At 50.7% G+C, this 25,833-nt stretch carries 27 protein-coding genes; 18 read left to right on the top strand and 9 right to left on the bottom strand.

What is annotated here, in order from left to right; all coding sequences use genetic code 11:
* Positions 1-106: 106 nt before the first annotated feature.
* Together H7F31_RS07345 and H7F31_RS07350 are read right to left on the bottom strand one after the other, a co-directional pair.
* Positions 107-853, bottom strand: a complete 747-nt coding sequence (locus H7F31_RS07345) for an alpha/beta hydrolase family protein (protein WP_187103590.1) — start codon at positions 851-853, stop codon at positions 107-109.
* Positions 854-868: 15 nt separating this feature from the next.
* Positions 869-1,087 (bottom strand): S-layer homology domain-containing protein, encoded by a 219-nt coding sequence (locus H7F31_RS07350; RefSeq protein ID WP_187103591.1) that lies wholly within the window; start codon positions 1,085-1,087, stop codon positions 869-871.
* A 470-nt stretch (positions 1,088-1,557) separates the two neighbouring features.
* Here H7F31_RS07350 and H7F31_RS07355 point away from each other — a divergent pair, with 470 nt between their 5' ends.
* Together H7F31_RS07355 and H7F31_RS07360 are read left to right on the top strand one after the other, a co-directional pair.
* A complete protein-coding gene (locus H7F31_RS07355; RefSeq protein WP_187103592.1) occupies positions 1,558-1,920 on the top strand; it encodes a DUF3147 family protein in 363 nt (120 codons plus the stop codon).
* Positions 1,921-1,934: 14 nt separating this feature from the next.
* On the top strand, positions 1,935-2,312 hold the full coding sequence (locus H7F31_RS07360; protein ID WP_187103593.1) for a DUF3147 family protein: 378 nt from the start codon (positions 1,935-1,937) through the stop codon (positions 2,310-2,312).
* Between the two features lie 31 nt (positions 2,313-2,343).
* Here H7F31_RS07360 and H7F31_RS07365 read toward each other — a convergent pair whose 3' ends face one another.
* Positions 2,344-3,411, bottom strand: coding sequence for an FAD:protein FMN transferase (locus tag H7F31_RS07365; protein ID WP_187103594.1), 1,068 nt, complete (start codon positions 3,409-3,411; stop codon positions 2,344-2,346).
* A gap of 132 nt (positions 3,412-3,543) precedes the next feature.
* On the opposite strand from H7F31_RS07365, the gene H7F31_RS07370 reads away from it, so the two are divergent.
* The 6 genes from H7F31_RS07370 to H7F31_RS07395 are packed head-to-tail and all read left to right on the top strand — an operon-like array spanning position 3,544 to position 7,949.
* On the top strand, positions 3,544-3,927 hold the full coding sequence (locus tag H7F31_RS07370; protein WP_261800336.1) for a NusG domain II-containing protein: 384 nt from the start codon (positions 3,544-3,546) through the stop codon (positions 3,925-3,927).
* Entirely contained in the window at positions 3,911-4,471 is a 561-nt protein-coding gene (locus H7F31_RS07375) for a Gx transporter family protein (RefSeq protein ID WP_187103595.1), read from the top strand. Before H7F31_RS07370 ends, H7F31_RS07375 begins: the two co-directional genes overlap by 17 nt.
* Entirely contained in the window at positions 4,468-5,361 is an 894-nt protein-coding gene (locus H7F31_RS07380; protein ID WP_187103596.1) for an ATP-binding cassette domain-containing protein, read from the top strand. Before H7F31_RS07375 ends, H7F31_RS07380 begins: the two co-directional genes overlap by 4 nt.
* Complete coding sequence (locus tag H7F31_RS07385) at positions 5,298-6,248, top strand: ATP-binding cassette domain-containing protein (RefSeq protein WP_187103597.1); 951 nt, start codon at positions 5,298-5,300, stop codon at positions 6,246-6,248. The genes H7F31_RS07380 and H7F31_RS07385 overlap by 64 nt, the downstream gene beginning before the upstream one ends.
* Positions 6,211-7,011 carry an energy-coupling factor transporter transmembrane component T family protein gene (locus H7F31_RS07390; protein WP_187103598.1) on the top strand — a complete coding sequence of 267 codons (801 nt, stop codon included), beginning with the start codon at positions 6,211-6,213 and terminating at the stop codon, positions 7,009-7,011. Before H7F31_RS07385 ends, H7F31_RS07390 begins: the two co-directional genes overlap by 38 nt.
* Before the next feature lie 17 nt (positions 7,012-7,028).
* A complete protein-coding gene (locus H7F31_RS07395; RefSeq protein ID WP_187103599.1) occupies positions 7,029-7,949 on the top strand; it encodes a prenyltransferase in 921 nt (306 codons plus the stop codon).
* A 616-nt stretch (positions 7,950-8,565) separates the two neighbouring features.
* On the opposite strand, the gene H7F31_RS07400 is transcribed toward H7F31_RS07395, so the two are convergent.
* The 5 genes from H7F31_RS07400 to H7F31_RS07420 all read right to left on the bottom strand — a co-directional run bounded on the left by H7F31_RS07400 (position 8,566) and on the right by H7F31_RS07420 (position 13,718).
* Complete coding sequence (locus tag H7F31_RS07400) at positions 8,566-9,561, bottom strand: polyprenyl synthetase family protein (RefSeq protein WP_187103600.1); 996 nt, start codon at positions 9,559-9,561, stop codon at positions 8,566-8,568.
* Between the two features lie 62 nt (positions 9,562-9,623).
* Positions 9,624-10,070: a hypothetical protein gene (locus H7F31_RS07405; protein ID WP_187103601.1), complete on the bottom strand. Its 447-nt coding sequence runs from the start codon at positions 10,068-10,070 to the stop codon at positions 9,624-9,626.
* A gap of 78 nt (positions 10,071-10,148) precedes the next feature.
* On the bottom strand, positions 10,149-11,984 hold the full coding sequence (locus H7F31_RS07410) for an NAD(P)/FAD-dependent oxidoreductase (protein WP_187103602.1): 1,836 nt from the start codon (positions 11,982-11,984) through the stop codon (positions 10,149-10,151).
* A gap of 119 nt (positions 11,985-12,103) precedes the next feature.
* A complete protein-coding gene (locus H7F31_RS07415; protein WP_187103603.1) occupies positions 12,104-13,036 on the bottom strand; it encodes a dihydroorotate dehydrogenase in 933 nt (310 codons plus the stop codon).
* The gene (locus H7F31_RS07420) at positions 13,017-13,718 is read right to left on the bottom strand and encodes a dihydroorotate dehydrogenase electron transfer subunit (protein WP_187103604.1); all 702 of its coding nucleotides are present in this window, start codon (positions 13,716-13,718) and stop codon (positions 13,017-13,019) included. The genes H7F31_RS07415 and H7F31_RS07420 overlap by 20 nt, the downstream gene beginning before the upstream one ends.
* 156 nt (positions 13,719-13,874) lie before the next feature.
* Between H7F31_RS07420 and H7F31_RS07425 the strand changes: the two genes are divergently transcribed.
* The 10 genes from H7F31_RS07425 to H7F31_RS07470 all read left to right on the top strand — a co-directional run bounded on the left by H7F31_RS07425 (position 13,875) and on the right by H7F31_RS07470 (position 22,690).
* Positions 13,875-14,420: an NAD(P)H-dependent oxidoreductase gene (locus H7F31_RS07425; RefSeq protein ID WP_187103605.1), complete on the top strand. Its 546-nt coding sequence runs from the start codon at positions 13,875-13,877 to the stop codon at positions 14,418-14,420.
* Positions 14,421-14,564: 144 nt separating this feature from the next.
* Positions 14,565-15,356, top strand: coding sequence for a formate/nitrite transporter family protein (locus H7F31_RS07430; protein ID WP_187103606.1), 792 nt, complete (start codon positions 14,565-14,567; stop codon positions 15,354-15,356).
* A gap of 14 nt (positions 15,357-15,370) precedes the next feature.
* Positions 15,371-15,919 (top strand): hypothetical protein, encoded by a 549-nt coding sequence (locus H7F31_RS07435; RefSeq protein WP_187103607.1) that lies wholly within the window; start codon positions 15,371-15,373, stop codon positions 15,917-15,919.
* Positions 15,920-16,069: 150 nt separating this feature from the next.
* Positions 16,070-16,720 carry a molybdenum cofactor guanylyltransferase gene (locus tag H7F31_RS07440; protein WP_187103608.1) on the top strand — a complete coding sequence of 217 codons (651 nt, stop codon included), beginning with the start codon at positions 16,070-16,072 and terminating at the stop codon, positions 16,718-16,720.
* An 18-nt stretch (positions 16,721-16,738) separates the two neighbouring features.
* On the top strand, positions 16,739-17,281 hold the full coding sequence (locus tag H7F31_RS07445; RefSeq protein WP_187103609.1) for a hemerythrin domain-containing protein: 543 nt from the start codon (positions 16,739-16,741) through the stop codon (positions 17,279-17,281).
* Positions 17,282-17,341: 60 nt separating this feature from the next.
* A complete protein-coding gene (locus tag H7F31_RS07450; protein ID WP_187103610.1) occupies positions 17,342-19,399 on the top strand; it encodes an anaerobic ribonucleoside triphosphate reductase in 2,058 nt (685 codons plus the stop codon).
* A complete protein-coding gene (gene nrdG, locus H7F31_RS07455; RefSeq protein WP_261800337.1) occupies positions 19,377-19,910 on the top strand; it encodes an anaerobic ribonucleoside-triphosphate reductase activating protein in 534 nt (177 codons plus the stop codon). Before H7F31_RS07450 ends, nrdG begins: the two co-directional genes overlap by 23 nt.
* Positions 19,911-19,937: 27 nt before the next feature.
* The gene (locus H7F31_RS07460; protein WP_187103612.1) at positions 19,938-20,507 is read left to right on the top strand and encodes a hypothetical protein; all 570 of its coding nucleotides are present in this window, start codon (positions 19,938-19,940) and stop codon (positions 20,505-20,507) included.
* 178 nt (positions 20,508-20,685) lie between these two features.
* On the top strand, positions 20,686-22,026 hold the full coding sequence (locus H7F31_RS07465; protein WP_187103613.1) for a sensor histidine kinase: 1,341 nt from the start codon (positions 20,686-20,688) through the stop codon (positions 22,024-22,026).
* Position 22,027: 1 nt separating this feature from the next.
* Positions 22,028-22,690: a response regulator transcription factor gene (locus tag H7F31_RS07470; RefSeq protein ID WP_187103614.1), complete on the top strand. Its 663-nt coding sequence runs from the start codon at positions 22,028-22,030 to the stop codon at positions 22,688-22,690.
* A 744-nt stretch (positions 22,691-23,434) separates the two neighbouring features.
* On the opposite strand, the gene H7F31_RS07475 is transcribed toward H7F31_RS07470, so the two are convergent.
* Complete coding sequence (locus H7F31_RS07475; protein ID WP_187103615.1) at positions 23,435-25,438, bottom strand: copper amine oxidase N-terminal domain-containing protein; 2,004 nt, start codon at positions 25,436-25,438, stop codon at positions 23,435-23,437.
* Between the last annotated feature and the right edge of the window lie 395 nt (positions 25,439-25,833).

Below are 25,833 nucleotides of genomic sequence, written 5' to 3' on the forward strand. Positions count from 1 at the left end.
TGGCCGTCTCCTTTTGTTTTCTCGACGAGACAGGCGATGTGTACAACGGCGCCGGGCTCAGAAGTTGGTTAACTTGCCCTTTCAACATCCTACACGAGAGGGCTTATTACTCGCTTGAGTGATGCCGTTCCGCATGCTCCCGTAGGAACGCGACGATCGGCGCCGGATCCTCCAAACTGTGCGGATGATGGCCGACGCCTTCCTTTACGATATCGACGATGGTTCCGCCCAGACCGCGGTATCGCGGAACGAGCAAGGCGCCATTCTCCGCGTACGGCACAAGCTCGTCGGCATCGCCGGCCACGAGCAGAATGGGAATGCCAGCCGCCGCAACCGCTTCGATCTTGTTTAGCGGAGAGACCTCGGCATAAACGCTTTCCTCCTCCGAAAGCCCATATGCGGCCAGACATTCCCGCCACTCGCGTTCTGCGCCCGGACCGACGCCTTTGCCGCCAGGCCAGCTTCGAATGTCGAGCACGGGAGCGTCCAGATACAGCAGCTCTACCTGATCCGGGTAAGTCGCCGCGTAGTTAAAGGCATACAACCCGCCGCGACTGAAGCCGAACAGAATCGTTTTCTCCGACAGGCCGAACAAACGAGTAACGAAGGTCTGGAACCTGCGCATCCCCTCCACGGCCTCAGGGCAGCCGTACATGTCGTTCTGCCTGTAGTAAGCGCGGGCATATCCTTGTTCCAGCAACGCCATGTCCGCATAGTCGAAATCGCCGAAAAACTCGGCTCGCCACACCCAAGGCCTGCCTTGCGCAAATGTATGGGGCAACACGACAAGACCTTCCTTGCCATCCAATTCAAATTCGATCCTGTCGTAGCCGTTCCATTCGGTTATTCGCATGTTAGAATCCCCTTTTCAATTGTAGGATAATGCTTTCAAGATCAAGACGCATACCTCGGCTCGGGTTGCGTTGTCCAGCGGCGCGAAACGATTGCCTCCTTTGCTACGGACGATGCCGGCTCCGGCCAAGGCGTTAGCCGACTGGCTGGCCCATGCCGGAATTTCTTCGGCATCCGTAAACCCGGTCCGAGCCGTCGCTCCGTCCAAGGGCAGAACAAGCGCGCGTGCAAACACGATAGACGCTCCATTGCAGCCAGTAATGCGGTTGCGGCGGAGCCATACGAAAACATGTGCCGAAGCCAAGTATCGTAACGAACGTCAATCATTTCTTATTCATCCTAAACAGCCCCTTTTCCTGCCTATTTAATGGGATCAGTTACGGAATGAAACGCGCTTCGCCTCCAAGCTGCTGCACGGCCGCGAATCGTTTTGGAGCCAATATGCGCGATGATGGTGCAAATAAGGTCGCGTGTGTCTGTTAGATTTTTGAAAACCTAAAATATCGAAGAATAACGTCGCATATGTCCGTTAAGCGGCAGCCTCGCAATTTGCGACGCGTACTTGAGACTTTGCGCCGGAGACGCCTGCCGGGTTTTGTGATTTACCTAACAGTCTATCGCGAGCTTAAAGATTATAATGGGGCTAATTTCTCGATACAGATAAATACGTGAAAATAATCACGAAGTTAGTGGAGGAGAATGCACATGCTTTCCATTTCTTTTATCGGCATTTTGCTGAGGTTTATTCTTGGCGGCACCGCCGTTGCAGTCGCCTCGTTGATCTCCAGGCGGGTCGGAGGCGTTTTCGGAGGGATTTTTGCGGCATTTCCGGTCGTTTTTTTGGCGGCACTGCTGACAATTCGATGGGATCATTCCGGCTACGATCTGATTCGGCAATCGATTGTTTTGTCGCAAGGAGCATTGATTGGGATGGCAATCAACATCGTCTGCGCGCTTGCAGCAGGTGTTTTGGTCGCAAGGCAGGGATGGAAGAGGGGACTGACCCTGTCCGTGTTCGGCTGGTTCCTTGTGTCGTTTTCGATTTCATATATGCTATTTATTGTATAAGAGGGGGATTCGGGATGAGTATAAAGGATTTTTTGCTCCGATTTCTGATCGGCGGAATTGCCGTAGCGCTTAGTTATATCGCGTCCGCTCTGCTGCCATGGGAAACGCTCGGAGGAATATTCGCCGCGTTTCCCGCCGTTATGGTCGTTGCGGTACTTATGGTCGGAATCAGCCAGGGTTCCGGGAAGGCATCGGAAATTGCGAAGGGTTCTGTATTCGGCATGACGGGTTGCGCCATATGCGTGGTCACCGTGCTGTATGCCTTGCAGCTTACAGGCTCTTGGTGGTTAAGCCTGCTATTGGGTCTGATTAGTTGGTTTATTGGCGCGCTCACGATTTTTGAACTTCGCAAACGGGTGCAACTCAAATTCGGCAAAAGAAGCAAAGGATAATTTGATCTATGGCGCCTGCATAATCCGATAGTCAATCAACCAGCCGGTAATCCTTGTTTGTTAATTTGAACCGCCCTGCGAGCCCGGAGGTTACGATGACATCCTTGTTCTCCGTTATAAAGATGGCTTCGGCATCATCGAGCGATTCGATAAACGTTTTGCCCTCCGCGGCCCCCATCGCGAAGGCCGTCGTTGACAGGGCGTCCGCATCGATGGACAAATTCGTCACAAGCGTTACGCTGAGCAGGCCATTTTGAATGGGAAAGCCGGTGCTTGTATCCAGAATATGATGATAAAGCCGACCGTCTTTTTTGAAAAAACGTTCGTAGACGCCGGAAGTTACAACGGTCTGGTTGCCGACTTTGATGGAGCCAACCTGTTGACCGCGCTGCTCGTCAGGCTCTTGTATGCCGATATTCCACTGGCTTCCGTTCGGTTTATTGCCCAAGGCCATAATATTGCCGCCGAGATCAATAATCGCGCTGTCAAAGCCCTCGCTTTTTAAATAATCGGCAATCGCATCAGCGGCGTAGCCCTTTGCGATGCCGCCCAAATCCAATACCATTCCGGCTCTGTTTAAGCGAACAGTCCGATTGGCCTCATCTATAACGACATCTTTATAATCTATAAGCTCAAGTTTCTCGTTAAGCAACTTCTGCTCGGGGACAGAGGCCCCCTCGTTGCCGATCCCCCATATATCGACAAGCGGGCCGATGGCCGGATTAAATTTGCCCTCTGACAAATGCGCATAAACTATTGCCGCTTGAATGACCTGCATCGTCTCTTCCGAGACCGTTACAGCCGATTTCCCCGCTTTAGCATTCACTTCCGCAAGCTCGCTGTCTTCTCGTTGGCGATTCATCTCCCGATCAATACGCTCTAATATTTCGTTGACTTCCTCAAAGTGTTGGCTCGTCATCCGATCATCATACACGCGCAGAGTAACGACCGTGTCAAAAATATAATAAGTATGGGATTGCGGTTCCGATCTCTTCGCATTCGACTTGTCGCCCGAGTCGCTGCCGCAGCCCGCTGCGAACAGCAGCATAATTAGAGCGGGCAGAACGGCCATCGCAACTTTTCGCTGTATAGATTTCATTGGCGGCCTCTTCTCATTCGTTATTTGTTCTAACCGTATCAGATCGTCCGCGACGAGAAAGTGAGAAATATCATAGTTCCCGTATAAGGAAAAAATCATAATGAAAGTATGTACAAAGGAACGGAGCGATGGATGATGAAAAAAGGAGATATTTGGATTGGAGTGGTGCTGCTCGGCGTATTGGCGTGGTTCATCGTGCCGTTCCTTGCGAACGAAGAAACTTCCGGCGCGTCGGCTTCGGCTGTCATTACGGTAAATGGCGAGCATTACCGCACGGTTGAATTAACGGAGTCTGCCCATGAGATTGAAATCGAAACAAGCCGCGGCTACAACCTGCTTCGGATATCCGATTACGGAATTGAAATGATCGAAGCGGATTGTCCCGACCAATTATGCTCAGGTTTTGGGCATGTTCATCGTAAAGGAGGAACCATTGTTTGTTTGCCGAACCGAATATTCGTTGAAATAATCGGTGCGGACGGAAACGGAGATGATGTCGATGCGGTTGTATTCTGAACGGAATGAGCTTCGCAGAACAGTGGTCATATCCATATTCGCTTCCGTTGCGGTTGTACTCGGTATTGTGGAATCGCTCATTCCTTTTGCCGTTGCGGTGCCGGGAGCGAAGCTCGGCCTTGGCAATATTATGGTGTTAACCTGCCTTTATGTTTTTACGGTCAAAGACGCGCTGTCGCTTATTCTGTTAAAGACGCTTCTCACTTCGTTCATATTGGGCAGCTTCTCGACCTTTCTATTCAGCATACTCGGGGCGCTTGGTAGCTTCCTGATCATGTACCTGATGCTGAGACTCGGGCGCAACAGCTTTAGCCTGCTCGGGGTTAGCGTCATGGGCGGCATCGCTCATAATCTGGGGCAGCTTGCGGCGGCTGCCATCGTACTGAATACAACCAAAATTTTTTATTATTTGCCTTTCCTATTAGTGTCGGGCATCATTACCGGATTATTTGTCGGATTGGTATCGGGAAAGCTGATCGCCTCCATGCAGCGCATCCAGTGGTTCCGCATGCCGTTACCGCAAAGGAAAGGGGGAGGACGATGAGAGACATTAAGCGTTTGGAACCGTTAGCCGTCCTTCTGTCCCGCGTAACGATCGGTCTTCCGTCCTCGGGCGCGCCCGTATTATCCGACATCTCGCTCGAAATTCCGGCGGGACAATGGCTTGGCGTTACCGGGATGAACGGCTCCGGCAAGTCGACTCTGCTGAGGCTGATAAGCGGTCTGTTGCTTGCCGATGAAGGCTCCGTCACGATCAATGGTTTAACGCTTGCGGAGGATACTGTCTGGGAGGTCAGGAAAGAGATCGGCTTCGTATTCGCGAGCCCCGATAATCAATTTGTGGGACAGACGGTAGCGGAGGATATCGCGTTCGGGATGGCCAATCGATGTTTGGAGCCGGAAGCCATTCGCAGCCGCATTCATCAATACGCGGAGCTGCTGAGCATAACAGACCTTCTTGGGCGTCATCCCTCCTCCCTGTCGGGCGGTCAGAAGCAGCGCGTCGCCATTGCCTCCGTGCTTGCGATGGAGCCGCGCATTATCCTGTTCGACGAGGCTACGTCGATGCTGGACGAAAGCTCGAGGCGCGAAGTGCTGGGCATTATGAAACAACTGCAAGCGGTAAACCGATATACGTTGATCTCGGTCACTCACGACACGGACGAACTGCTGGAGGCGGAGCGAATCATTATGCTCGCGGACGGCAGCGTGATCGGCGACGGAATCCCGGAGGAGCTTCTGATCCGCGACGAATGGCGTAGAAAATGCAGGCTGCAAACTCCCTACATGCTGCAGCTGTGCAGAGATCTGCAGCGCCAGGGGATCGGGATCGGCGAGCGCTTTACCGAGGAGGAGGTGCAGAAGGAGCTATGGGCATTCATTTCGAAAACGTCACTTACAACTACGAGGATGGCAAGTTATTCTCGCGGTTAGGACTAAGCGATCTTACGGTTACGTTGAAGGAAAAGTCGTTTACGGCCATTGTCGGCGCTTCCGGCTCGGGCAAATCAACCATGCTGCAGCATTTAAACGGACTATTGCAGCCTGCGGAAGGATCGCTTGCGATTTTGGATTTTCATCTGGGGCCAAATACCGGGAAGAACGGACGTTCCGAGCGCAAATTGCGGGCCAGGACATTAGCCGGATTACGTAAGAGAGTGGGGCTTGTCTTTCAATTCCCGGAGCAGCAGCTATTTGAAGCTACGGTACAAGACGATCTTCAATTTGGGCCGCTCAACTTCGGTTACTCGAAGCACGAGGCTGCCGAGTTGGCGCGGAAGGCTGCCGCGTTGCTTGGCCTGGACGACTCGTTATTGCAGCGAAGTCCCTTTGAGCTAAGTGGGGGACAGATGAGAAAGGCGGCAATCGCTGCCGTGCTGGCGGCTGATCCGGATATCATTGTGCTGGATGAGCCAACCTCCGGGCTGGACCAGGAAAGTCGGAAGGAACTGCTGGAGCTGCTGCATAACCTCTCTCGGCTGCAGGGCAAAACGATCATAATCGTGACGCACCGTCTGGAAGAGGTGTTGCCGTACGCCGATCAATACGTTGTCATTCATCATGGCAAGGCGGTTGTTCAAGGAGATTCGGGCTTATTGTTGAGACAGCCGGAGCTGCTCGCAGAAGCGGGCATAGTATTGCCCCCATCCATTGGGCTGATGCTGGCTTTATCCGAGCAATTTCACGCGCCGCTCCCGGAGGAATACCTCAATCCGGAGAAGGCGGCTGCCTGGATCAAGGGACTGCTGCTAAATAACGCAGCCATGAGTGGAGGGGATCTATATGCGTGCAAGAATGGTGTTCGGGCGATACATCGATAGAGATTCGTGGATACATCGGCTGGATCCCCGATCCAAGATGACCGCCATGCTGCTTTTTATGTGCGCCATATTTTTAACGGACTCTTATGCGGCTGTCCTCGTTATGTTAACCTTTTCGCTCTTCATGATGAAGAGTACGAATATTCCTCTATCGTATTTTGCCCGGGCAGTAAAGCCCCTTCTCTTTATTATTTTATTTATAGTTATTTTCCATCTGGCCTTCGAGCAGGGAGGCGCGCGGTTTATTGATGTAGGCCCATTTGCCATCTACGCAGGGGGGCTGGAAAAAGGGTTGATATCCGCTGCGAGGATGGTGATTTTTGTCGCATTGGCCGCAATGATCTCGTTTACCACAGAGCCTGATCGGTTGACGCAGGGACTTGGCAGCATGATGAAGCCATTGCGGGCGGTTGGGTTTCATCCGGAGAAGGCTGCGCTTATGGTCGGCATTGCTCTTCGATTTATTCCGACGATATTCGAAGAAGCGGAGCGTATCTGGAAGGCTCAGCTTTCCAGAGGGCTGGACTTGACGGGCAAGCCGCTCAAGCAACGGGCGAGACTGATTCTTTCCTTAATGGTGCCTGTCATGGCAGGGGCTTTCCGCCGGGCGATCGATCTGGCCGACTCCATGGAAGCGCGCGGTTATCGGCTAGGCGCCCCGAGATCGGCTATTCATACCTTGAGCTGGAAGGCTCGAGACACCTTGTTCCTGCTGTTGTTCCTTGTACCGCTGGCATCCGTCGTGGTTATATCTATTAAATAAATGGGGGGGAGAGGCATATGTCTGCTGAATTAAAAAGATTATGGAGCGGCTTCTGGCAGCTGGCCGACCCGAAAATCTGGATTGCATCGACCGTGCCGATGCTTGTGGGCGGCGCACTGGCTTACGCTCATACCGGAACGGTTCACTTATGGTGGTTCGGCCTTGCGCTGATCGGGATTTATCTGATCGAAATAGGCAAAAACGCGGTAAATGAATTTGTGGATTATTTAACGGGAGTAGACCAGTATGTTACGCCTGACAAACGTAATCCGTTCAGTGGCGGCAAAAAGACGATTGTTGACGGCAAGCTGTCGATTATCGAAACGGCGATCATTGCTTTTCTGACGCTGGCAGCGGCGTTTTGGATCGGAGTATCTATCGCTGTCTTTCGGGAACCGACCGTCTTCTGGATCGGTATGGCAGGCGGGATATTAGCCGTATTTTACAGCTTGCCGCCGTTTAAGCTGAACTACAACGGATTAGGCGAGATTGCCGTTGGCCTAACCTTTGGCCCGCTAATCGTTGGCGGCATGTATGTCATGCTTACGGGCAGTCTGGACTGGCAGGTCATGCTCGCGGGTGTTCCTCTGGCGTTTCTGATTACCAATGTGCTGTGGATTAATCAGTACCCGGATTATGAGGCGGATATGAAGGGGGAGAAACGCAATTGGCTCGTACGGATCGGCAAAAAAGCCGGCATTAAGCTGTATTCGATCTTGTATGCAAGCGCTTATGCAAGTCTGATTGTCCTTGTGATCGTACAACGCAATCCGTATTGGCTGCTTGGTTTTGCTTCGCTCCCGCTTGCCATTGGATCCGTAAGAACGGCAGCGGCAAATCTGAACAACTTATCGAAGTTTATAAAAGCCAACGCAGCAACGGTGATGATATATCAAATAGTCGGAGTAACGATGATCGTTGCGGCGTTAATGGTCTAATAAACGAATTCATGCGGAAAGAGATCGCCGGTTTGAGGGCGATCCCTTTTTTGCGGGGGGTTTGTTAAACATTATTGCCTCCGTACCCCCGCCAGCGTCGCATTGTGCTCGGTTTTTCATACACAAATGCCTCTGTACCCCCGCTAGCGACGCATTGTGCTCGCTTTTTCATACACAAATGCCTCCGTACCCCCGCTAGCGACGCATTGTGCTCGGTTTTTCATACACATTTGCTCGCCCACGTCTTTCTACGCCCGATTGTAGTCGCTTTTTCATACACAAATGCCTCTGTCCCCCCCGCTAGCGAGGCACTGTGGTTAGTTTTTCATACACATTTGCTCGCCCACGTCTGTCTGCGCCCGATTGTAGTCGCTTTTTCATACACAAATGCCTCCGTCCCCCTGCTAGCGACGCATTGTGGTCGGTTTACACCGATAAAGCGGATTTCTCTGTTATAAAAGTCGGTTCGCTCCCCCGCTCGAAGGGTGGTGTTAACCGGAGCGAGTAAGCACCTCGGCACTGAAAATGCCGAAAGCCGATAAAATAGCGCCTCTGCCGTCTATCAGAGGTATACTCGTAGACAGCAACTTCCGACCACCCGTAGAGGGTAATTTTGTTAAGCGGTGAAATAATCGGTCAAGCGGAGCAAGTCTTGGCTGGCGGGATAGTCGCGCAGGCATACAGCCAGTTCGCGGGCTTGAAGCGTAAAGGTATCGGCAATCGACGAAGCGCGGTCGACCGCTCCGCTTTGCTTAATAAGCCGGATAACCTCATCCATGTCGCTCTCCGAGGATTGTTGCGATAAGAGGAACAGTTTACTGGCAAGCTCCGGGTCCTCCATTGCGTACAGCACCGGGAGAGTGATAATGCCATTTCGCAAATCCGCGCCTGTCGGTTTGCCTATGGCCAGGTTGGATTCACCAAAGTCGAGAACATCGTCGCGGATTTGAAAAGCCATGCCTAAGGCTTCGCCAAAGGCGAACAGCTTATCGCCTATATAAGGATTGGCGTACGCGGCTTCGGCGCCCGCGCGCAAGCAGTGGGCCATCAGCAGCGCGGTCTTGCGTCTGGTCTTGTCCAGATAAGCTTCGATGGACAGCTTGAAGTTAAATCGGTCGCGGAGCTGTCCATACTCTCCAAGACAAAGCTCGGTTACAATGGAAGCAAGAGCGGGGATACGTGTCGTCGTAGCCATCTCGGATTGGTCTTCGTCGCTTGCGTCTGCCGAAGCCCATTCGATTGCGCGTGCCATCATATAATTAGCGGTAAAGACGGCGGAGCGGACGTCTGTTGCGGCATGGAGCGTCGGTACGCCGCGCCGAAACTCCGATTGATCGATAATATCGTCGTGGATAAGCGACGCGGTGTGCACATATTCAAGCAATGCGGCAGCCCGCAGAACGGCATTTTTGTAATGGGGGCCGGGCTTTCCGAAGCGGCTTCCAACGATGACCATCATGGGCCGCAATCGTTTGCCGCCGGCGGCTATGAGTCTCAGCACGTGTTTGCGTATGTCGGAATCAGGGGATAACGAAGGATCGCTTTCGACGATCGTTCGCAGCATATGATCGATTTCCCCCAAATCAATATGAAGCGCCTCATCCAGTTTCATGCTTATCGTCCCCTTTAATCGAACATACTTCGTGATGGGAAGCGGACTTTTTGAACCACCTCTTAAGCGCAGTGCTTCTCCAAATAGGTGTGGAGTTCTTCCCTGAGCTCGGTCAGCATCGGTTGCAACGGTTTATCCTCGTGAAGCGAAATTTGCATTTTTTTATAAAAAGGGGCTAAATGATAAAGCAATTTCCACTCCTTGCGTTGTATGCCGAAACGATAATAAAGGCCGAATAAATAATCGCCTTCCAATATGCTGCGAGTGAGCGCGGCATTATCATGCAGGGCAAGCTCCCGATGTTTTCGGACGGCAAGCCGCAACAGAACATAACAGCCAAGAAGAGTCATCTTGCGGGAAGCCGTTATATTGTACATATGAAGAAGCTTGATCATATCCTTCATCCATTCGTCGGCGTCTTCCGCATCGAGAGTAATTGCCGTATCGGATTCGATATGATGCCGAAGCATGCTGATCGTGTCGTACAGAAGCCTCATATCTGTTGCCATAGTACCCTCTCCCGTTTCAAGTAGTCTCAGATAAAGAGAGAGTAATATGTCTCCAGACACATTACTCTCCGAGATGCCTTAGTCTGTATAGATATACCAGCGTCTCACGATCGGGAGTTTCTTCCACAGCGACTTCAAGCGCGGAAGCACATAATAATCCAGACCGAGCGTGCTGCCCGAGCCGCCGATCAAAGCAATGCCCGCGGCCAGATACCATAACATTTCCGTCGGAGCCGTACCCGATACCCAAACCATAATACCCATTGCCACCGATGCGACTGCGGCCGGCGCGCTAAACAATCCGGCAATAAGAAGCAGTCCGACAATGATTTCCGCGCCTACCATCGAGGTTTGGAATACATAAGCAAGCCAGGTGAACCCGCCGTCCGCATTATAAAACATGAGATCCATCGACCAATCCACCATCGATTTCATAAAATCGGGGACCGGAAGGGCGGTAACCGCCGCTTGCGCGGAGCCCGCGGCTTCATCCGCCACGACGCTTGCGCCCGATGTTCCGTCCGCCCACTTGGAAGGCAGCAGGAAGATGTGATTCGGGTCGTCCATAATTTTAAGCATCTTGTCCCCGCCTTGCAGGAACCACATAACGCCCGTGAAAACGCGAAGCGGGAAAAGCCAGAAATTCGGCGAGCGTTTGGCAAAATGTCCGCCAACAAAGCTTCGATTATTCCGTACATGGATAAATTCATGAAGAACGTAATGATACACTTTGTTGAAGCCGCACACCTGGAACAGATAAACCATGTTGATCAAGTGTTTTACGGCCATGGCGGGAAGACCGCTCAAGCGGAACATTTTGCCCGGCAGGCCGACATTGGCGACGCCGTAACGGCTGCCGATACAAACCATCGTGCCGTGGAAAGTCGGCTTGTATGCCTTCATCGGTTTATGTTTAATGTCGGCAACGATGTTATGCGCGATAATCGGGGCGGCCAGCTCCGCATTTTCCACCATTTGCGGAACGGGCGCCGCGGCGCCTTCAGGGATATAAAAGATGTTGTCGCCGACGACGTAAACATTGTTATGCGTCGGTACCTGCAGCTTTTCATTCGTTAAAATCCGTTTGCGGCCCTTTTGCTCGACATCGAGATTACCTGCGAGATCGGAGCCTTCGACGCCGGCTGTCCAAATGACGGTGCGGGATTTTAGCTCCTGCTCGCCTACACGAACGCCGTGTTCGGTCACTTCCGTAATTTTGGAGCCTGTAATTATATTGACGCCCATTTTGCGAAGCCGCTTCTCGGCTTTGCGAATGAGCTGCTCGGGAAGGATCGGAAGTATTTTATCGACCATATCGACGACGTGCAAAGTCACGTCCGCCGGATCAATGTAAAACTCTTTGCACAGCTCAACCGTAAATTCGGCCAGCTCGCCGATCATTTCAACGCCGGTGAAACCTCCGCCGACGACAACAAAAGTGAGCATTTCCTTCCGCGCTTCCGGATTCCGTTCTTTGGCGGCCTTGCGGAACATTTGCTGAGTATGTTCCTTCAAACGAACCGCATCTTCATAGGACCAAAGCGTAAGGGCATGCCGATCGGCGCCGGCGATTCCGAAGAAGGTAGGTTTGCTGCCTGTGCCGATGACGAGGAAATCGTAAGCGTAAGCCCGCTCCCCTTGCAACGTTTGGTTATCGAAGTTAATGCCGTTAATTTCATCGAGAACGACTTTGACATTGCGGAAACCCGAGAAAATTTTTTTCAGGTCGATCTTAATCGAATCTTCTTCCACCCGGTTTGCCGCAACCTCATGAAGCTCGGTCAACAGGGTGTGGTAAGGTTTTCTGTCGATAAGCGTAATCTGAACGTCTTTATGCTTGCGTAGTTGATTGGCCAGCTTTTTGGCGGTTAATACACCGCCGTAGCCGCCGCCGAGTACGATAATCTGTTTCATGTCGATCTCCCCTTGTGGGTTAGTCAAGCGACCGTGTCGCTTGTTTGGACATATATCCTTCGTTGAGTTTAATACTAGCGAAAGCTGTTCGATCTGTACGTGATTAAAATCACAAACTTTTAAACGATTCCGCGGACCTCTTGCAAAGAGGATATACCTTCCTGTTTCATCAGCGTTTGCAGCTCATCCGCCAAAGAAGCGCCGGCCATTATGTTCATGAAATTATAAGTGCCAATTTGAACAGCGGCGGCGCCGGCCATAATAAACTCCAAGATGTCGGAGGCCGAGCTGATGCCGCCCATCCCTACGACCGGGATCGTAACGGCCTTCGTTACCTGATGCACCATTCGCAGCGCGATCGGCTTGATGGCCGGACCGGACAAGCCGGCATAGCCATGCCGGAATACGCTTTTCCTTGCATGGATATCGATCGCCATCGCTTGAAACGTGTTGACTAATGAAACGCCGTTAGCGCCTTCCGTCTCGCACATTTCCGCTATCCGCACCAAATCCTGCGCGTTCGGGGAAAGCTTGACCAGCAGCGGCAAACTCGTCGTCCGGCGTACGACGCGAACGACTTCACGGGCTTGTCCTGCCGTCAATCCGAATAACATCCCGCCTTCATTGACATTCGGGCATGAGATGTTTAGCTCCAGCAAATCCGCGCTTCTTTTCCCATCCGACTTCCGCTGTTTGCAGGCTTCTTCAATCATGGCCGCGCCTATCTCATATTCTTGGATGGTGCTGCCGCCCAAATTGATGATGATGTTCGTATCCAACCTTGTCATTTCATCCAATTCGGAGGACAGAAAGCGAGGGATTCCCGGATTTTCCAATCCGATGCTGTTCATAAGCCCGGAAGGCGTTTCGTATAGCCGTGTTCCCTTGTTGCCGCTTCTGGGCGTTGCAGTCAGCCCTTTCGTGACAACGCCGCCAAGTTTATCGAGCGGATACAGCTTCGCGACAGGCGTGGCGAATCCAAAAGTTCCGGATGCCATTAAAATGGGATTACGAAGCTTTACCCCGGCTAATTCAGAGCTCAAGCAGTTCATCGAAGTCCACCTCCTCGGCTGGAAATACGGGTCCGACCGTGCACGCCTTGTGATTGCCGGTTCCTACATTAATCGTACAGCCATTGCAGAGGCCGATGCCGCAGGCCATCCTTTTTTCAATGGACACGTAGAGCTGGGCAGCTGTTTTTGTGGTCCGGCGCCTGAGCTCCGCCATCATCGGGAGAGGGCCGCATGCATAGATCTTGTCGAAGCCGTTCAAGTCGATCGCATCGAGAATCGTTCCGCCGCTCTGGAAGGTGACATCCCCATGAAGCGCTTGATAAGAAGCAACGGCAAACGGCTCGCCGGAAAAACCAAGATATACTTTTGAAAAGGGAAACTTCTTGGCGCTAAATAATAATGGAGCAATACCCATGCCGCCGCCTACAAGGGCAACGTTCCCGTCAGGCTTCGGAAAACCGTTTCCGTAAGGGCCATACAAGGTCACCATCTCGCCAGAAGTTAATCGGGATAAAAGACGGGTGCCTTCGCCATGTACGCGAATTAAAAAGGTAATTGCTGTTGGAGTAAGATCATGGATACTGATCGGCCTGGACAGAAGAGGGGATTTATCCCAGGAGCGGAGCATATAAAATTGACCGGGTTCACCATGAAAGCTGCCTTCGATTGCAAGCCGGAATACAGAAGCCGTCAGACGTTCGTTAGATAACACAGTTGCCATAAGCGTCAGCACGCCCTTCACTTGTAAATATCAAAAACGATTCCATAAAAATATCATAGTTGTCCCTATAAACCTGTGATATTGGTCATATTTGAACGTACAAATTGCTGCTACACTTTGAGCAGAGACAGTGAATTCAGCGAGGGAGGGGAACAAATGAAAACATTGGTTATCATTGCGCACCCGCAGCTTCATCAGGGATCGGGCGTGAACAAACGGCTTGCCGAGGCGCTGCAAGACGCCGGCCATGCGACCTTACATGAGCTGTATTCGGCGTATCCGAACGGAGTTATTGATCCTGCGCATGAGCAAAAGTTAGTAATGGAGCATGATCGCATTATTTTGCAATTTCCGTTTTGGTGGTACAGCTCGCCGCCTTTATTAAAGCAATGGCTCGATGAGGTGCTGACCTTCGGCTGGGCGTACGGGCCAGGGGGAGACAAGCTCCGCGGCAAGGAACTGGGGCTGGCGATTACAACGGGAAGCGACAAAGAAGCTTACACGCCTGAAGGTTACAATCGCTTCACGATGGAAGAGCTGACTCGACCTTATGCAGCGACCAGCCATCTGATTGGCATGACCTTTCTTCCACTATTCGTCGTTCACGGGGCTATGCAAATCGAAGAAGAACAGCTTGAGGAAGCGGCCGAACAATATGTTCGCTATGTAAGCTCGAACGCTGCCGAAGCGGTAATGAATTAAAGAAGATCGGCTAACGGAAGGCAGCGGGCAAGCGTGCTGCGGACTGCCTTGGTATGTGAAAAAATTCACCAAGAAGAAACCAGTTAAAAGATCATGTTATGTAGGAGCCCTTATAGACATCATGAGAGGGGGTTGAGGGAAAGGATGGGCTTTAAAAAGTCGGAGGAAATCGCAGAGGCGGCTATGCATGCGGGCTGCAAAAAAGCGAATATGCGAGTCTCCGAGCAAATTCCTCTTGGCTTTGCCGCAGGCGCGTTTATAGCGATAGGATATTTGCTCGCCATACGCCTGACCGCCGGATTGCCCGCTGATCTGGAATGGCTGAGTCCATTGCTAAGCGGTGCGGTGTTTCCGATCGGATTAATACTATGCCTTATTGCGGGGGGAGAGCTCTTAACCGGGAATATGATGAGTTTGTCGATGGCCTGTTTCAAAGGGCGGGCGTCGATCCGCAAGCTTGCCGGCAATTGGTTTATTATAACGGTCGGCAATTTTGCAGGCGCGATTTTTATTGCTTACGTATTTGGCCATCTGGGCGGAATGACGGAGCAAGCGCCGTATATGGACAAAATCATTGCGCTTACGCAATCCAAGCTTGATGAGTCGTTTATGCATGCGTTTATTTCCGGCATAGGATGCAACTGGCTTGTGTCGAGCGCGGTCTGGATGTCTTATGGCGCAAAGGACGGCGCCGGCAAAATATTGGCGATCTGGTTCCCGACGATGGCGTTTGTAGCGCTTGGCTTTCAGCATATTGTAGCGAACATGTTTTTAATTCCTGCCGCAATCTTTATTGGAGCCGCAACTTGGTCCGATTATTTCGCCAATTTCTTGCCTGTCTATTTGGGCAACTCGGTTGGGGGTGGTCTATTCGTCGCCGGAATTTATTATTTAGCTTACAGCAAAAGAAGTTCGTCCGTACATGATAAAAAATAAGGGAGAGAACCGAAATGAAAAAAATGATCAGTTTAGCTTTGATTGCTGTCTTGACGGTAGGGTTGTTGGCAGGATGCGGAAACAACAATGAACCTGCGCCGGCTGCCACGCCTTCTCCTTCGACTACAGCGGATACAACAGACGCGATCACAACGGCTTCCATCGTCAACGATCCCGAAGCGTTCCTGAAGGCGATCAGCAAGGACGGCACATGGATTATAGCGGCGCTTAACGATCTTACATTCGATCAAGAGCTTGTGCTGGAAGGCGAGTTTAAAAACAAAGACGTAGTCGACCGTAAAATCGCCCTGTACACGCAAGACGAGAATCGCAAAATTACGGCATCGTTTAAGCTGACGGCTCCTAAATTAACGATCAAGAGCCCGAACGCGCGATTGCAAGGCGGCACCTTTGTCGGCGATGTATATGTAGAAACTGACAAATTCACCCTGAAGGATGCGACAGTAGAAGGCAACGTATATTTTGCAACGGAAGAAGCGCTGAATACGTTCGACTCATCCGGCAACGGCAAAGTGACGGGCGTAACGGAAGTGAAAAAATAAATAAACTGGACCAAGAAGAGAAGGCTGAACAGGGATGCCATACTGTTTGGCCTTTTATTTGCCTGCGTGATTCATTTCACTGTAGTATCGCCCTGGTTATGTTGTAATGAAATTATTCATTACACTTACTAAGCAGAGGGAGTGATCCAAATGCTGTCTGGCGTTATTCTTGCAGGCGGTCATCACCGGAGGATGAAAGGAGAAAATCGGGCTTTCCTCTTGTTGGAAGGCAGGACACTGCTGGAGAGGCAAATTAGTGAAATGCGCACTTGTTGCAATGAAATTACGATTGTGGCCAATGATCCGCAGCCGTTCCTTAGAGCGGTTGACCGGGACATACGAATTATTACGGATTATTATACGGACAAAGGCGTGTTAAGCGGCATGCATGCCGGCCTGGCGCTGGCGCAGAATCAAAATGTATGGGTAGTCGGATGTCACATGCCGTTTCCGTCGGCTGATGCGGCCATGCTGTTGCAGGCTTATAAAACGGATCATGTGGATGCGGTTATTCCATGGGTAGACAAAGGCGCATTCCCGCTGCACGGCATTTATGATCGTTCCTGCGCAGGACGAATCGGCGAGCAATTAAATGAGGGAGACTCGTATATTTCAAGATTTTTAAATAGACTCAATTGGATCGAACTGAGCGAAACGGCCTTTCTTGAAAAAGGTGTCGGATGTCATTTTACGAAGACGATTCATTCGCCGGAGGATTATTATAGCTTGACCAACTCCTTTCTCCAGCATGAGTTCGAGTTGCTCTATGGTGGAGAAGATGCAAGAAATATCGATTTATGACTGGAGGAAAATAAAATCATGGAACAGAGTAAAGCAGGGCATTCGGAGACGGGATCGGCAGTTCCGACCGTGCTGTCCGTCTTGGTCGACCGGCTGAAAGAGGAACATATCGAGTTGAAAAAAAGCATTTCCGAATTGGCGGCTAGAGCCAAGGCTGTCAAATCCGAGCAAGATTTAAGCACAACCAGGCACGAGTTGTTTCAGTTGAGGTTACACGCCATGTTCTTCCGCGAAAAGCTGGAGCAGCATTCCGCATGGGAGGAGGAAATTTTGTTTCCTTTCTTAAGCAGCTATTTCGATCAATCCATTAAGCCTAGTCTGCTGGGTTCCATGTGGACGCTTGAGAAAGATCATGAGCTTGGAGATGACTACCTTCAATCTTTCTTGCGGACTGCAGATGAAATAAAGACCGTATCAGACAGAAAACGAATGCATGATGCCGCAGACGAACTCATTCAAGCCTGTTGCATTTTGGGCAAGCACCTGGAGAGCGAGGAGCAAATTGTATTTCCGCTGACAGAGTCGGTACTGGTAGACATGGAGCTCTTATTCTGCACATAAGGCGGCCATTTCCCTATCGATGGAACCGCCGATTAACAGGATAAGAGGAGTGTCGCATGGATGATTAATGATATTTGCAAGATTCAGGAAGTGAACACGCGTCTGATGAAATTATACGAAGATATAACCTTTCAAGATGCTGCAGATAGCGATATGAAGCGCGAGAATGCCAATATAGACGGGAATACCTCCATGGGCATGATGTTGAAATACGGTTCGGAGGGCGCCAAACAATTTAACGAGCTGTTTCTTCTCAAGCCAGAGCATGCCGACGCTCATAAAAACGGGGATATCCATATTCACGATCTGGACTTCCTTTCCTTAACGACAACCTGTTGCCAGATTGATATTCGGCAATTGTTCGATGGAGGCTTCGGAACTGGGCATGGTCGCCTTAGGGAACCCCAGGATATAAGGAGTTATGCGGCGCTTGCGTGTATCGCGATTCAATCGAATCAGAACGATCAGCATGGAGGACAGAGCATCCCGAACTTTGATTACGGAATGGCGGGGGGCGTTGGCAAAACGTATGTCCGTCATTACAGGGATAATCTGCTGAAAATGTTGAAATGGAAATTCGGCTTGGGAGATGACGGGGAAAAGGCAGTGCTGCATCTATTCGACGAATTGAACGGTGCAGGACTGCTGCCTCGCATAAGCCGGAATCCGTATGAGAAGGAGCGGGAAAAAGAGCTGCTTGGCCAAGTGCTAAGCGGTCCGATTGATATAAATGAAGCACAGCAGATCGCGGAAGCCCATGCACTTGCGGAAACGGAAAAAAGCACTTATCAAGCTATGGAAGCGCTGATCCATAACCTCAATACGATGCATAGCCGGGCCGGGGCGCAAATTCCGTTCAGCTCCATTAATTACGGGACGGATACAAGCCCGGAGGGCAGGATGATTATACGGAGTATCCTTTTGGCTACGGAGCAAGGGCTTGGCAACGGGGAAACGCCTATTTTCCCTATTCAAATTTTCCGGGTGAAGGAAGGAGTCAATTATAATCCCGGCGACCCGAATTATGATTTATTGCAGCTCGCCTTCCGCGTAAGCGCCAAACGATTGTTCCCCAATTTTTCGTTCCAGGATGCGCCGTTTAACGCTCAATATTATATAGCGGGACGACCGGAGACGGAAATTGCTTATATGGGATGCAGAACAAGGGTGATCGGGAATGTATACGACGGCTCTCGTGAAATTACGTTCGGAAGGGGGAATTTAAGCTTCACGACAATCAATTTGCCGAGGTTGGCTCTATTAAATAGAGGGAATATCACCTTGTTCCTCTATGAGCTTGATCGAATGATGGATATCGTGATTCGGCAGCTTCTGGATCGATTTGAAATTCAGGCCCGCAAAAAGGTGAAAAATTTTCCGTTTTTGATGGGACAAGGGATATGGATCGATTCCGGGCAACTGAAGCCGGATGACGAAATTCGAGAGGTTATTAAGCATGGCAGCTTATCGGCAGGATTTATCGGACTGGCGGAATGTCTGAAGGCGCTCATCGGAAGCCATCATGGCGAATCCGAGGAAGCGAGGCAGTTGGGACTTCGAATAATCGGGAAAATGAGAGGGAAAATGGATGCGGCAGCCAAGGAGCATCAATTAAACTTTTCGTTGCTGGCTACACCGGCGGAAGGGCTGTCCGGCCGTTTTGTACAGATGGACAGAACGAGATTCGGCGTTATACCGGATATTACGGATCGGGAATATTATACGAACAGCTTTCATCTTCCCGTCTACTATGCAACGACGGCCTATAAGAAAATAAGGATCGAAGCTCCCTATCACGCGTTGACGAACGCCGGACATATCACTTACGTCGAACTTGACGGCGATCCGTTAAACAACCTGCAAGTCTTTGAAAAAATGATCCGCGCCATGAAGGAGAACGGCATCGGCTACGGTTCTATCAATCATCCCGTTGACCGCGACGCCGTTTGCGGCTACACGGGTCTTATAAACGACAGTTGTCCATCCTGCGGCCGAACGGAAGAAGAAGGGCCGGCTTTTGAGCGAATTCGAAGGATTACAGGGTACTTGGTCGGTACAATCGATCGCTTTAATGACGCGAAAAGGGCGGAGGAACGTGAACGAATCAAACATACCTGACAGTAAGGAGCCGGAATTGCGCATCGCCGGACTGGTACAGGAATCCATTGTGGATGGTCCGGGTTTAAGACTTGTTGTATTTGCCCAGGGTTGTCCTCATCGCTGCCGGGGCTGCCACAATCCGCATACCCACTCGTATGAAGGCGGCTTAACCGTCGGTATCGACGCGATTACGAATGCCATTATTCAAAATCCGCTGCTTGATGGAGTGACCTTAAGCGGAGGCGAACCTTTTCTTCAAGCAGAGGGATTCGCAGAGCTGGCCGCCAGAGTGAAAGCCATGGGTTTGCACGTGATGACATACACCGGATATATCTATGAAACGATCGTAGCCGGTTTAAACAGACATGACGGATGGCGCAGTTTGCTGGACAATACCGACGTTCTGGTGGACGGGCCGTTTGTGCTCAAGCAACGCAGCCTCTCTTTGCGGTACCGGGGCTCAAGCAATCAGCGTTTGATCGACGTGCAACAGTCCGGACGGTCAGGCCGAGCAATATGCATTTTATAAATGAAGAGAACTAGGAGGAGGTTGACGATGAAATATTATCACCTTGTTGATCGGGTTGCGCTGGCGGACCCTTCCCGCAAAACCATGTTTGTGCATAGCGCCAGACGGTTGAAGGATAAGCACTTCTATATGAGAAGAAAAATGGACACGATCTATGAGTTGAGTTTGCGTATTTCTTCCGCTTCAACCGCCGACCAATTATGCGAGTCTCTTACGGAACTTAGAGCGAAGGCGCTGGCGCTGTTAAATGCCTTGACCTGCCATGCGGAGTGGGAGTCACGTGAATTTTTTGCGAGCCTGCGCGCGCTCGTCTATTTCCAAAACGATCCCAAGCTGCGCTCTTCCCTGGCGTTGCTGGAGCATGATCAAGTGATCGCGCTGGACTACTTCAGAACATTTTTGAAGAGAAGCGATGCCGCGCTTCATATTTTGCGCAGCGGAGCCCTGCCTCATAACTTGGCGTTATATGAGCGGTTGAAGCAGACGGCGCATCCCATTACCCAGGCATGTCTGATACTTAAGTGTCATTTTGATATGGAAGAAACATGTATCATCCCGTTGACTGATGAAATTTTGCGGGCGATGAAGGCAGGTTAAGCCGCTTCCGTAGCCAAGAAGCCATACGAACGCAGTCCAGACGTATGCTCCATCATTCCGATGGATCTCCGCAAAGAGGAGATCGCGCAGCCGTTATCGAATACTATACCTCTCAAGTCCAACTAAACTCGGTCAAGGATCGCCAGGGCGACATGACGGTATTCGGGGACGGGATTGCATGCTCTATTACTTCTTTGCGCTACTTGCCGCTGCCATCGTGCTGCTGGTCAACGACATTAGGAACGCCGCGAACAGGTGGGCGGCGTTCTTTCTGGTATTCGCCGCCATCGGCGGATTAGCCGACACGGCTGCGGATATGGGATGGTCCATCGCGGCACGAGGCATCGAACTTCTTAATTTGACGGTTACTCCGTATGGCGTGCTTATGTTCGCGATGACGTATTCCGGACTTCCGAATCGCCGTCGCAAGCCATATTCCCTGTTGAGATGGCTGCTCTTATTGCCGGTGTTTGCCATGCTCGCGGCAGGGCTCGCGATGCCGGGACTGCCCATACGATACGGGTGGCTCCTGCTATGGAGCGGACCTTATTATGTTATATCCTGTATTCTGCTGGTCTTGGCGTTATGGCGGGAGAAGGATACCCGCAAGAGAAGACAGCGTCTCGTGACGACGCTTCTCTTTGTGCCGACGCTGCTTGCCGTGCTCATGTTCATCTACGTGGCCAGAACGTTCGCGCCGGACTTTCCTTTCTTCGGTTATGTGGCCGCCTTCATCTCCTATTCGCTGGCGGCCGGGCTGCTGCTTGCGTTCGCCTACGGTGTATTGGGCGTAAGGCTGCGCTTCGAACGCGATCCTCTGGAGAGCGCCATGAAGGCGGCAAGCTCCGGGACGAATCTGCTCAACCACACAATCAAAAACGAGATCGGCAAAATTGCCATTAGCGCGGACAATGCGCGCCGTTCGCTGCCGCCTGGCGTCGACGAAGAGGTACAGCAGCATCTGGCGATTATCGAGCGATCTTCGGAGCATATGCGTGCCATGGTGGAACGGCTCCATGGCCGCACGAAGGCCATCGAGCTCCGGGAGGAGCCGGTCCGGCTCGACTTGCTGGCGAGCTCGGTCACGGAGGACTACAGCGAACGCGCCGAGCGGGCCCAGGTCATTGTTGAAATTCATTGTCGGTGCGCTCCGACCGTGGTCTGCGACCCTGTGCATGTGAGAGAAGCGCTCGGCAATCTGCTGGCGAATGCGATAGAAGCGTCTCCTTCACCCGGCGGGAGAGTCGAGGTCGCTCTGAACGCTAGCAAACGAAACGTCACGCTGTCGGTTGGCGACAATGGTCCCGGCATGACGCGATCGCAAACGGCAAGGGCGTTCGAACCGTTTTATAGCACCAAAAACGGTTCGAATAATTACGGTCTGGGTCTCTCGTACGTCTATAATGTGATGCATGCGCACGGCGGATCGGCGGAGCTCTCGGGCAAGGAATCGGGCGGAGTGACGGCATCTCTCGTGTTCCCGCGTAAGAAGGTCTTGCGGCAGAATGGAGGCGGGTAAAATGGAGAGGAAGACGGACGGCGGGAGCGGTCCCATTCGAATATTGATTGTGGAGGACGATCTTGACTGGATCAAAGCTATCTCTGCTTTTTTGAATAACGAATTCGACATGCTCGTGGTCGGCGCCGCAACGACAACGGATGAAGCTCTGCAACTGGCGGATACGCTGCCGTTTGACGTTGCGTTGGTGGACATCCAGTTAACGGCTGGCGGACACGAGGGGATCTACGCCGCTCTTGAGCTGCATCAGTCGCATGCCGCCAAGATCATCATGCTGACATCCGTAACCGATGAAGCCGTCATGACGCAGGCTTTTACCGCCGGGGCGGTCAATTACATCGAGAAGTCGCGCTACAGAGATCTTCCGGCTGCGATTCGTACCGCTTACCGCCATCCGGCGGCGATGGAGGCCTTGCTGAAGGAGTTCGCGCGACTGAAGCGCGAGGAGCAGCTCGGGGCGTTGACGCCGGCAGAGCGCGAGGTTTTCGAACTTATCGAGCAGGGGCATACGCAGTCGGAGATCGAGAAGAAGCTGTACAAGGCGGAGAGCACGCTTAAAAATCAGGTCAACAAATTGCTGAAGAAGCTTGGCGTTCGGAGCAGCAAGGAAGCCGTGGAGCTGGTGCGACGCAAGGGATTGTTTCGCAGAGGGGACAAGCGTTAGACGGAGCAGGTAACAAAGGCGATCTGGGGGCGGCGCCCAACGCCAGACCCAACAAAAAACAGTGGCCCGACAACAAACAGTCGCTGTTTTGGACGGGACGGCGGGTTCTTGGCTGCCACTGTTTTATTTTGAAATATAGGAAAGTATCGTTTTCCCACACTTTTTCAATATTATTTTGCTCGAAATTAAACGCGCAACGCCGCCAATGGAGGGAGGCCGTGACTTCGATCGAGGTATCTTCACCGTGGCAGCGAGTGGGAGGAGCGGCCAATCGTATACCGCATCGGAAAATTGAGGGAAAAGCGCCCTTTAATCGGGGCGATTCTACCAGAATCCAGCGTTCCGACCTGGATTAGAGGTAGGATTTCCCTCTAAAGCGCAAGCAAGGGCGTAGATGTGGGCAATAGAGGGCGTTTTTCCTCTTAGTCGAGAGGGATTCCTCCGAGCACCAATACTTCAGAAATACAATCCCATGCCCAGTAATGTCAATAATCTGCCTAAAAGCTGGAAAGATCGAAATGGTTTCTCCCAATAGCAGGTAAGCAAGAAAACTGGCAAGGATATATTTCCTAAGGACTCCTAAGCAATTCTGTCAGATTAAAAACGAGCAGAAGAAGGATAGCCGAGCTTGATAACATACAGCAGGGTACTACTCGGCGTAGTACCCTTGCGGTGTGACGAGCAATGAGAAGGGGGGAAGATCACAAGATTGAAAATTTGCAAAACGATTATAGAATAGGTTTCTCAGTACGAATAAATTCCGGATACAGTGCCATTCGTGAATGCGATATATTGATAGCCGTATCTCCAGACTTCAATCGTAATGTTCTTTTCTACTACAGATGATTTATCATGCGGCAGTCCCCACGACAGCTCCACCTGGGCTTTATTCATACCAATGGCTACTTTAGAGGCTTTAATTTTCTCCCATGTTGCAGCGGACCAGTTAAACTTTTTGTAGGGGTCATATGTGAGGAATTTGGAGGAGTCCCCCAGCACATTTGGGATAACCGTCTTGTGTATGGTTTCGGTCTTAAGTTGCCCCCCGTCTACTTTCTGAAAGACAATTTCGAAATTATCATTGCCTAGCGGCACGACATCCGAGACAGTAAGCTTAATAAATCTTCCCCAATTATTGTATTGATTTACCCAATAGACCTTGCCGATGTAATTGGCCAAGCTCCCTTGCGCTTCCTGCTTTTTGATTTTTGGAGTGTCTGCTGACTCGATGATCATGGTCGCTGAACCAATTGATACTTTCATCTGCTTGAGCTGCGCATCCCACTGATTCTTGGCGCCCAAGGAGTTGCTTAACAAAACTGAGGGAAATAGCGCTACTCCTTTTTCTTCACGTACGGCCTGACCGAGTCCGACATCCTTGCCATTTACCTTCGCTGTTTTCTGACCGACTTTTAGCTGAATCGTTGTACTACCGAGCTTGATGTCATACGTTTTATTCGCTGCGGTGTAGGTGACGACACCCCCTAGAGATTTAAAGACCGTTTGAATCGGGAGATAAATGATAGAGTTTGCATGTAGCGCACCTGTTAGGTTTTTTCCCAGACTTGAAGATATAACCAGGCTTTTACTGATCCCTCCTGCGGTTACGGTAACTTTGGCTTCTCCGACACCCAGTACCTTATAGGAACCATCATTCATCGGCTGAAGTAGGTGGGGCTTATCTACCATCAGCGGCGCGGCGGCTCTGTCTAGCGTTTCTTTATAACCATTGTTGTAATTCTGCACCACTTTGAAATAAACAAGATTGCCCACTGCAGGTTTGGCGTTGTTGGTCGTGAAGGCAATGTCCGTTACTTGCGGCGCGTTAAACGAAACAGACTGATCGCCGTCGTAAAATTTCCAGTTGCCATCTTTCTGCTGGACCACAATATCGGCATTAAATGTAATGAAACGATCATTGTCTGAACGTTTTGGATCATCTAATCCACCGGAGAAATGGTAGGGCATAGCCTTTGCCGCATTTTTTATGGCCTTCAATTGCGTTGCTTTTTGATCCCACACCGTTACGAGCCATACGGTTCCGTTCTTTTTGGTTGCGAGAAGGTGGTCTTTATCAATAAACTCCATATGAACGACATCTTCTAACAATAACTTTGGATAGTGAGTAAAGACTCCGTTGTCATAATCGAACCAAGAGCTACTATACATCATTACTTTGCCTGCCTTATCCAGGTAAGCCATGGAGTCATCGCCTGAAACCTTCAGCGAAACGATCGAAGAAGGATCTTTGATTGTTTCGACTACTTTATTTAAATTATCCCAATTGGAATGATAGATCTCTCCATCCTCACTTAAATATGCGAAGTCTCCATTATAATAGTCAACCAGGAGAGCCTCTTTTACATCTTTCCGTTTATTGCCGCTGTAATCCCAGACCGTTCCATCCTTTTTTAAATAATAGCCGTAGAACAGCTCCTTAATGCCGGTTTGCTTTTTGTCTAAAACGGGGAGAGTTTGGTATTCCCAAGAGATCAGCTCTCCTTTACTATTAAGGGCATATCCGCCATTGCCTGTGTCTTGAATTTCAACGGCATCAATATTTATATATTCATAGCCTGATGAAGTCCAAAGTCTTTTAATCCATATACTTCCATCGCTCAGAAGGATGGTATTACCTTGAACATCCACGATTGCAGGAGCTTCCGTGGCAGCAAACGTTGCTTGTGGTGCGGGAAGCGCTCCTACGATAAGACAAAATGCGATAAAAAAGGTAACGAATCTCCTCATATAATTTCAACCCCTTCTTTTAATAGGAATAATGTACCATAAATTTACTACTTTTGATATAAATCAATCGGAATATGTATACCGCCCGAAATGTAAGGAATCCTGAATTGCTCCCGTCAAGTAGAAAATGTAATCACGAATAATTCATAATTCGTTAAACTGTCTTAGTGAATTATACTAATGGGAAAGAATGGCGCAAAAAACAGCAGCAGCCAAAGTTTGATATGAACGAAACCTGTCAAGCGTCTGTGTTGCTCCTACGTTTTTGACGTACTTGAATAAGGGTCTGTCAATTTATTTTTTGACAGACTTTTTTCGCTGGTAATCTAACTACGAGTAAAGACGGATGGAGCGAGTTTCTTCCTTATAATTTAGGACGATCATTCAACGGCTCG

It is taken from the genome of Paenibacillus sp. PAMC21692 (assembly GCF_014303795.1).
Classification (GTDB): domain Bacteria; phylum Bacillota; class Bacilli; order Paenibacillales; family Paenibacillaceae; genus Pristimantibacillus; species Pristimantibacillus agaridevorans.

Coding starts and splice junctions, on each gene's coding strand:
- H7F31_RS07345 (WP_187103590.1), bottom strand. CDS start 853: ATGCGAATAACCGAATGGAACGGCTACGACAGGATCGAATTTGAATTG.
- H7F31_RS07355 (WP_187103592.1), top strand. CDS start 1,558: ATGCTTTCCATTTCTTTTATCGGCATTTTGCTGAGGTTTATTCTTGGC.
- H7F31_RS07360 (WP_187103593.1), top strand. CDS start 1,935: ATGAGTATAAAGGATTTTTTGCTCCGATTTCTGATCGGCGGAATTGCC.
- H7F31_RS07365 (WP_187103594.1), bottom strand. CDS start 3,411: ATGAAATCTATACAGCGAAAAGTTGCGATGGCCGTTCTGCCCGCTCTA.
- H7F31_RS07370 (WP_261800336.1), top strand. CDS start 3,544: ATGATGAAAAAAGGAGATATTTGGATTGGAGTGGTGCTGCTCGGCGTA.
- H7F31_RS07375 (WP_187103595.1), top strand. CDS start 3,911: ATGCGGTTGTATTCTGAACGGAATGAGCTTCGCAGAACAGTGGTCATA.
- H7F31_RS07380 (WP_187103596.1), top strand. CDS start 4,468: ATGAGAGACATTAAGCGTTTGGAACCGTTAGCCGTCCTTCTGTCCCGC.
- H7F31_RS07385 (WP_187103597.1), top strand. CDS start 5,298: ATGGGCATTCATTTCGAAAACGTCACTTACAACTACGAGGATGGCAAG.
- H7F31_RS07390 (WP_187103598.1), top strand. CDS start 6,211: ATGCGTGCAAGAATGGTGTTCGGGCGATACATCGATAGAGATTCGTGG.
- H7F31_RS07395 (WP_187103599.1), top strand. CDS start 7,029: ATGTCTGCTGAATTAAAAAGATTATGGAGCGGCTTCTGGCAGCTGGCC.
- H7F31_RS07400 (WP_187103600.1), bottom strand. CDS start 9,561: ATGAAACTGGATGAGGCGCTTCATATTGATTTGGGGGAAATCGATCAT.
- H7F31_RS07405 (WP_187103601.1), bottom strand. CDS start 10,070: ATGGCAACAGATATGAGGCTTCTGTACGACACGATCAGCATGCTTCGG.
- H7F31_RS07410 (WP_187103602.1), bottom strand. CDS start 11,984: ATGAAACAGATTATCGTACTCGGCGGCGGCTACGGCGGTGTATTAACC.
- H7F31_RS07415 (WP_187103603.1), bottom strand. CDS start 13,036: ATGAACTGCTTGAGCTCTGAATTAGCCGGGGTAAAGCTTCGTAATCCC.
- H7F31_RS07420 (WP_187103604.1), bottom strand. CDS start 13,718: ATGGCAACTGTGTTATCTAACGAACGTCTGACGGCTTCTGTATTCCGG.
- H7F31_RS07425 (WP_187103605.1), top strand. CDS start 13,875: ATGAAAACATTGGTTATCATTGCGCACCCGCAGCTTCATCAGGGATCG.
- H7F31_RS07430 (WP_187103606.1), top strand. CDS start 14,565: ATGGGCTTTAAAAAGTCGGAGGAAATCGCAGAGGCGGCTATGCATGCG.
- H7F31_RS07435 (WP_187103607.1), top strand. CDS start 15,371: ATGAAAAAAATGATCAGTTTAGCTTTGATTGCTGTCTTGACGGTAGGG.
- H7F31_RS07440 (WP_187103608.1), top strand. CDS start 16,070: ATGCTGTCTGGCGTTATTCTTGCAGGCGGTCATCACCGGAGGATGAAA.
- H7F31_RS07445 (WP_187103609.1), top strand. CDS start 16,739: ATGGAACAGAGTAAAGCAGGGCATTCGGAGACGGGATCGGCAGTTCCG.
- H7F31_RS07450 (WP_187103610.1), top strand. CDS start 17,342: ATGATTAATGATATTTGCAAGATTCAGGAAGTGAACACGCGTCTGATG.
- H7F31_RS07460 (WP_187103612.1), top strand. CDS start 19,938: ATGAAATATTATCACCTTGTTGATCGGGTTGCGCTGGCGGACCCTTCC.
- H7F31_RS07465 (WP_187103613.1), top strand. CDS start 20,686: ATGCTCTATTACTTCTTTGCGCTACTTGCCGCTGCCATCGTGCTGCTG.
- H7F31_RS07470 (WP_187103614.1), top strand. CDS start 22,028: ATGGAGAGGAAGACGGACGGCGGGAGCGGTCCCATTCGAATATTGATT.
- H7F31_RS07475 (WP_187103615.1), bottom strand. CDS start 25,438: ATGAGGAGATTCGTTACCTTTTTTATCGCATTTTGTCTTATCGTAGGA.